A 6,301-nucleotide genomic window follows, 5' to 3' on the forward strand; every position below is an offset into this window, starting at 1 on the left:
CCGATCCCGGAAATGCTGCAGCGCCTGCGCCAGGAAAACGTGAAAAGCCCCGCCGAACAGCCGAAAGTGAAAGACGGCGGCGCCAAATATTCCCGCAAGGAGCGGGCAATCTGGCGCTTCTGGGCCAGGCTGAATACGTCGCCGGCGTTTTACCGTCTGTTCCTGTGGGGCGCGACCCGTTTTGGCAAACTGGCACCGAAAAACGTCGGCCCATGGACCGAGAATCACTCGGCGCCGATACCGGCCCGGCGGTCTTTGCACGATCTTGCCAAAGCTCATTTGAATCAGGGAGACCGGTGATGAGTGCCCGCAGCAACATTCTCAACAAGCTCCGTGCCGGTCTGGCCGGCACCACTCCCCGGCCGGATGATTTCGATGAGGGCCTGGTGACTCGCCCCTGGCAGTATGCGCCGGAGGATCGGATTACCCGCCTGCGTTCTCTGATGGAAGCGGTGCACACCGAAATCCACCAGCTGACGACCGAGCAATGGCCCTCAAAGGTTCAGGAATTGCTGGAGAGCCGCGGTCTGAAGAATGTGCTCTATGCCCCGGGTACCGACCACGGCAAGCAACTGGCGGAGCACTGGCAGCGTGCGGAGCCCAGACCGGAGCTGTTGGTCTATGACCGCCCCATTGAGGAATGGAAGGAGGAGCTGTTCTGGCAGGTGGATGCCAGCGTGACGGGCACGGTGGGCGGGATTGCTGCCACCGGTTCACTGGTACTGTGGCCGGATCGCCAGGAGCCGCGGCTGATGAGTCTTTTGCCGCCGTTGCATATCGCGTTGCTCAAGGCCAGTGAAGTCGAAGACAACCTGTATGGGATGATGCAGAAACACAACTGGTCCGCGGGTTTGCCCACGAACCTGTTGCTGGTCTCCGGTCCGTCCAAGACGGCGGACATTGAGCAGGTGCTCGCCTATGGAGCCCATGGCCCCAAGGAGCTGGTGGTCCTCATCCTTGAGGACGCCTGATCAGAGTTCCTTGATCGCGCTGGTGGTGGCTTGCAGGACTTCTTTGGCGTCGCCTTTCACCATCAGGCTGTTGTCGCGAATGAACAGACCGTTGGGAATGCCGGCGAAGCCGGCGGACAGGCTGCGCTTGACCACCACCACCGTTTTCGCCTTGTGCACATCCAGTATGGGCATGCCGAAGATGGGCGAGTTCGGATCTTCGGCGGCGGCCGGGTTTACCACGTCGTTGGCGCCGAGCACGATGGCCACGTCCGCCTGCGGCAGTTCCGGGTTGATGGCGTCCATGTCTTTCAGCTGGTCATAAGGGATTTCAGCTTCGGCCAGCAGCACGTTCATGTGTCCTGGCATCCGGCCTGCCACCGGATGAATCGCGTAACTGACCTTGGCACCACGGCCCTCAAGCTGGTTGGCGAGTTCTTTCACCGCATGCTGGGCCTGAGCCACCGCCAGGCCGTATCCGGGCACCATGACCACTTTACGGGCACCATCGAGCAGCAGAGCCAGGTCGTCAGGGGTGGCGTATTTCACCTTGCCATCGTAGAACTCCCCTTCGTCCTGCTGGCTCGCCTTGCTGTCTGATCCGCCCAGTACACCGCCGAACAGAACGTTGGGCAGGGACCGGTTCATGGCCTTGCACATGATGGCGGTCAGAATCAGCCCGGAAGCTCCCACCAGGGAACCGGTAATGATCAACCCCTGGTTGCCCAGCACGAACCCGGTGGCTGCGCCCGCCAGGCCGGAATAGGCGTTAAGCAGAGCGACGACGACCGGCATGTCGGCACCACCGATAGGCTGGACCAGGCCAATACCAAGCAGCAGGCAGAGCCCTACGAGGGCCGCGAGGGCCAGCGGGCTGGTGCTGCCGCTGGTGGCAAACAGCACCGCTCCGGTCACGGCGGCAATCAGAGTAACCAGCGTGACACTGTGCCACAGGCGATTGTTCCGGCTGTCGCCAATATTCCCCTTGAGTTTCAGAACGGCTACGACCGACCCGGTCAGGGTCACTGAGCCGATGACGATGGAGGCCAGAATAGCGGCGGTCCAGCCACTACTTCCGGCACCGGTGGCGTTAACCGCATGCATCCAGGTACTGGCGGCCACCGCAACGGAGGCGCCCCCGCCGATACCGTTCAGGCTCGCCACCAGTTCCGGCATTTCCGTGGTTGCGGTCCGTTTTGCGAGCCAGACGCCGATCGAGCCGCCCAGCAGCATACCAGCGATGATGGCCGCGTAGCTGATGATTTCCTGGTGCAACAGGGCGGCAACCACGGCAATCAGCATCCCGATGGCGGCCAGCTGGTTACCACGTACGGCCGTTTTCGGGCGGGTCATGCCCTTGATGCCGAGAATGAAGCAGACAGCAGCTGCAAGGTAAGACAGATTGATCAATGCAAACATGGTTATCCCTTCCGCTTGAACATATTCAGCATGCGATCCGTCACCAGAAAGCCAGCTACGATATTGATGCTGGCCAGGGTGACAGCGATAAAGCCCAGAACGCCGGCGACATTAGGCGACAGCTCTGTGCTGCCCGCACTGATGATCGCGCCGACGATTACGATGCCGGAGATGGCATTGGTGCCGCTCATCAACGGGGTATGAAGGGTGGGCGGAACCTTGTTGATCAGTTCTACCCCGACGAACAATGCCAGAATGAAAATGGTAAAGCTGAGTGCAAACAGTTCCATCAGTCCGTGTCCTTCTGGGTTGAGGTTTCCGGGTTTTCTCGAGTCTCGGCGTTGTGGCGGACGCTGCCGTGCTGGACCACCAGTGTGGCCGCAACAATCTCGTCCTCCAGCTTGGGCACCACACGACCGTCTTCGGTCATGTTGAGCAAAAAGGCGGTAATGTTGCGGGTGAGCAGCTGGGAGGCATGCACCGGTACGCGGGAGGGGTGGTTGGCATGGCCGACCAGGGTAACGCCGTCCACATCCACTTTCTGGTTCAGAACGGTGCCGTCCACGTTACCGCCTTTGTCGGCCGCCAGATCCACGATCACCGAGCCGCTCTTCATGCGGTGGATCATTTCCTGGTCAATCAGTTTGGGAGCCGGTTTTCCGGGCACCGCCGCCGTGGTGATCACCAGGTCGGCGCGGGCGACGCAGTCTGCCAGTTGCTGTCGTTGGGCGGTGTAGAACGCCTCGCTCTGCGCCTTGGCATAACCGCTGTCTCCGGTGGTATCGGATGCAGGCACTTCGATTTCAATGAAATCGGCACCCAGGCTCTCCACCTGTTCTTTCACCTCAGGGCGAAGGTCGTAGGCCTCGACCACTGCGCCCAGGCGGCGGGCGGTGGCAATGGCCATCAGACCTGCAACACCGGCGCCAATGACCAGTACCCGGGCTGGGTGAATGGTGCCGGCGGCGGTCATCAGCATGGGGAAGTAACGGGGCAGGGCCATGGCGCCGCTGAGGACGGCGCGGTACCCGCTGATGCCCGCCATGGCACTCAACACGTCCATGGACTGGGCCCGGGTGGTTCTGGGCACCAGGTCCAGGGCAAATGCCTGCACGTTTTGCCCGGCCAGCTGTTCCAGCAGCGGCTGGTTGAACCAGGGATCGAGCAGGCAGATCAGGGTGGCGTCCTGCTGAATCAGTCGCGCTTCCTCTGAGGAGGGCGCCCGAACCTTGAGGATGACTGTGGCCTGACGATACAGAGCGTCGGCATTGTCGGCGATGATGGCCCCGGCGTGGCGATAGTCGTCATCGGTGAAATGGGCGGCACTGCCAGCGCCACTCTCGACCACCACCTCGTAGCCGGCCTCCAGCAGGGTGGAAACTCCGGATGGGATAATGGCCACACGGTTTTCACCGTCTTGTCGTTCTCTGGGAATCCCTATCATCATGCGTACAGGCTCCGTTCAGTTTGAGTTTGTTCTGCCCCGGTGTTCAGTCCCAGGGTGTTAAGGGTGTAGCGGCGGACATCGGCCAGCAGTTGGCGGTTGGCCTGAAGCGATTGACCGTAGCTCGGAATCAGCGATTGCAGGGTTTGCAGCGGTTGGCCCTGAATCAGCTCCGGGAAACAACGTTCTATAACCTCCAGCATTGCGGAGACGCAGGTGGAGGCGCCCGGTGAAGCGCCCAGCAGGGCTGCCAGGGATCGGTCCTCAGTGCTCAAAACCTCGGTGCCGAATTCCAGACTGCCCCGGCCCGAGGCCGTTGGCTTGATAACCTGAACACGCTGCCCGGCCCGTACCAATTGCCACTGAGCCGGATCCGGGTCCTCCATAAAGCGCGCCAGTTCGCCGAGGCGGGCCGATTTGGGGCTGAGAGCTTCTTTGATCAGGTATCGGGTCAGCGGCCAGTTGTGCACGCCAACGTCGATCAGCGGCCGCAGGTTGTGGCTGCGAACTGAGCGGATCAGGTCCGATCGATCGCCGCTTTTGAGGAAGCGGGTGGTAAAGCCAGCGAAGGGGCCGAAGAGCAGCGCCGCCTTGCCATTGATAAATCGGGTGTCCAGGTGGGGCACCGACATGGGTGGGGCGCCAACCGGTGCCTGGCTATAGACCTTGGCGTTGTGTGACAGGGCCATGTCTTCGTTATCGCAGGCCAGCCACAGGCCGGATACCGGGAACCCCCCGTAGCCGCGAATTTCCGGAATACCGGTCTTCTGCAGCAATGACAGGGCCGCTCCGCCCGCGCCAATGAACAGAAAACGGCTGGTAATGCTGCGTTTCTCGCCGCTGCCCAGGTGATGCAGGCTCACGCGCCAGCCGCCGGCTTCGCGCTTGATATCGGTTACCTGGCACTGGAGCTGAATATCACAGGCTTTGTGCTGGGCCAGGGAGCGCCCCAGCAGGCGTGTCAGTGCGCCAAAATTGACGTCACTGCCGTGGGCGACGCGGGTAGCTGCGACCGGCTCAAAGGCTTGCCGGGTACCGTGGATAAGCGGGAGCCAGCGAGCGAGGGTGTCTGGCTGATCGCTGAACTCCATCTCCTGAAACAGCGGTTGGCCCTCGAGGGCTCTGTGGCGGGTTTTCAGAAATTCACAGGCCCTGGCACCCTGAACCCAGCTCAGATGTGGCACCCGGCGAATGAAGTTGGCCGGTGCTGGCAGGAGCCCCTTCTCAACCAGGCTGCTCCAGTACTGAAGTGAGAGCTCGAAGCGCTCGTTGATGGCGAGCGCCCGCTCTACGGAAACGCTGCCATCGGGGTTGGCGGGGGTGTAGTTGAGTTCGCAATAACCGGCGTGACCGGTGCCGGCGTTGTTCCAGGCGTCCGAGCTTTCTCCGGCCAGCTGCTGACCCTGTTCGACCAGGGTGATTGACCGGGAGCTGTCCAGTTGCTGAATCAGAGAGGCCAGCGTGACGCTCATAACGCCGCCGCCAATCAGAAGAATATCGGTATCGAAGCCCGCCATGGGTATGCCCCTTTCAGTAGCAAACGAACAAAGGGGGCATACTTTAGTCTAAGGCGGTTGCCGCAAGAATCGTATTTACTGAGGCGAATGCATCGAAAAAATCGATCTATTTGGTACCGAAACCGCGATCGTTGAGGAATGGTTTTATGTGCGGGCGCAGTTTTGAGGTAAACAGTGGCTTCAGCTGTTCGGACCAGGTGGTGTCCTTATTGCTGCTGCTTCTGGCCTGGTAATACTGATTCATGGTCTGGTCGAAACGGGTCACCAGTGCGGTGTCATCGGCATCAGTGTAGGCGTCTTCTTTCAGAATCGCGGAAAGTGGCAGCCGGGGCTTAACTTCCGGGTTCTGATCGGGGTAGCCGAGGCACATGCCAAATACCGGGTAGACATGTTCCGGCAGTTTCAGAATCTCGCTCACGTCCTGCGGGTTGTTACGAATACCTCCGATGTAACACAGTCCCAGCCCCTCGGATTCCGCGGCAATGGCGACATTCTGTGCCATCAGGGCGGTGTCGATGGTGGCAACCAGCAGTTGCTCGGTCATACCTCGTATCACCTCGGCACCGGCCCGCTCTGCGGCTTCGGTCGCCCGTTTCATATCGGCACAGAACACCAGGAAGTCGGAACTGTTGGCGACATAGGGTTGGCCGCCGGCCAGTTCGGCGATCTTACGGCGGTTCTCCGGGTTGACCACATGGATGATGGAATAGGCCTGAACGTGATTGGAGGTGGCGGCACTCTGGCCGGCACGAATCAGCTCTTCGAACAGTTCCCGTGGGATCTGCTGGTCCTTGAACTTGCGGATAGAGCGGTGGGATTTCAGAAGTTCAATGGTCGGATTCATAGCCTCTAGCCTGTCTTTAAGAAAGAAAACAGACGATAGCTTGCTCATCAGCAACCGCACAAGCGGACAAAGGTGGGTAGTTGTCCGGATAGTATGACCAACCTGTCTAGTCCTGAAATAGGTTTAC

Annotated in this window: 7 protein-coding genes; 2 read left to right on the forward strand and 5 right to left on the reverse strand. The window is 60.5% G+C overall.

The window, feature by feature from the left end:
* Together B3Y70_RS00250 and B3Y70_RS00255 are read left to right on the forward strand one after the other, a co-directional pair.
* Positions 1 to 300, forward strand: a 300-nt coding sequence (locus B3Y70_RS00250) for a lactate utilisation protein LutB domain-containing protein (protein ID WP_288589026.1), incomplete at its 5' end; no start/stop codon positions are given.
* A complete protein-coding gene (locus B3Y70_RS00255; protein WP_288589027.1) occupies positions 300 to 971 on the forward strand; it encodes a LutC/YkgG family protein in 672 nt (223 codons plus the stop codon). The genes B3Y70_RS00250 and B3Y70_RS00255, both read left to right, overlap by 1 nt.
* Here the strand turns inward: B3Y70_RS00255 and B3Y70_RS00260 are convergent, their stop codons facing one another.
* From B3Y70_RS00260 to nfsA, 5 genes are all read right to left on the reverse strand, one after another.
* Positions 972 to 2,369 (reverse strand): NAD(P)(+) transhydrogenase (Re/Si-specific) subunit beta, encoded by a 1,398-nt coding sequence (locus B3Y70_RS00260; RefSeq protein WP_288589028.1) that lies wholly within the window; start codon positions 2,367 to 2,369, stop codon positions 972 to 974.
* A 2-nt stretch (positions 2,370 to 2,371) separates the two neighbouring features.
* Entirely contained in the window at positions 2,372 to 2,659 is a 288-nt protein-coding gene (locus B3Y70_RS00265; RefSeq protein ID WP_011783921.1) for an NAD(P) transhydrogenase subunit alpha, read from the reverse strand.
* Positions 2,659 to 3,816 carry a Re/Si-specific NAD(P)(+) transhydrogenase subunit alpha gene (locus B3Y70_RS00270; RefSeq protein ID WP_288589029.1) on the reverse strand — a complete coding sequence of 386 codons (1,158 nt, stop codon included), beginning with the start codon at positions 3,814 to 3,816 and terminating at the stop codon, positions 2,659 to 2,661. The genes B3Y70_RS00265 and B3Y70_RS00270 overlap by 1 nt, the downstream gene beginning before the upstream one ends.
* Positions 3,813 to 5,330, reverse strand: a complete 1,518-nt coding sequence (gene mqo / locus B3Y70_RS00275) for a malate dehydrogenase (quinone) (RefSeq protein ID WP_226610085.1) — start codon at positions 5,328 to 5,330, stop codon at positions 3,813 to 3,815. Before mqo ends, B3Y70_RS00270 begins: the two co-directional genes overlap by 4 nt.
* Before the next feature lie 106 nt (positions 5,331 to 5,436).
* Positions 5,437 to 6,174 carry an oxygen-insensitive NADPH nitroreductase gene (gene nfsA, locus B3Y70_RS00280; RefSeq protein ID WP_286895997.1) on the reverse strand — a complete coding sequence of 246 codons (738 nt, stop codon included), beginning with the start codon at positions 6,172 to 6,174 and terminating at the stop codon, positions 5,437 to 5,439.
* Positions 6,175 to 6,301 lie beyond the last annotated feature (127 nt).

This window comes from Marinobacter sp. UBA5687 (assembly GCF_002420325.1).
Lineage (GTDB): Bacteria > Pseudomonadota > Gammaproteobacteria > Pseudomonadales > Oleiphilaceae > Marinobacter > Marinobacter nauticus.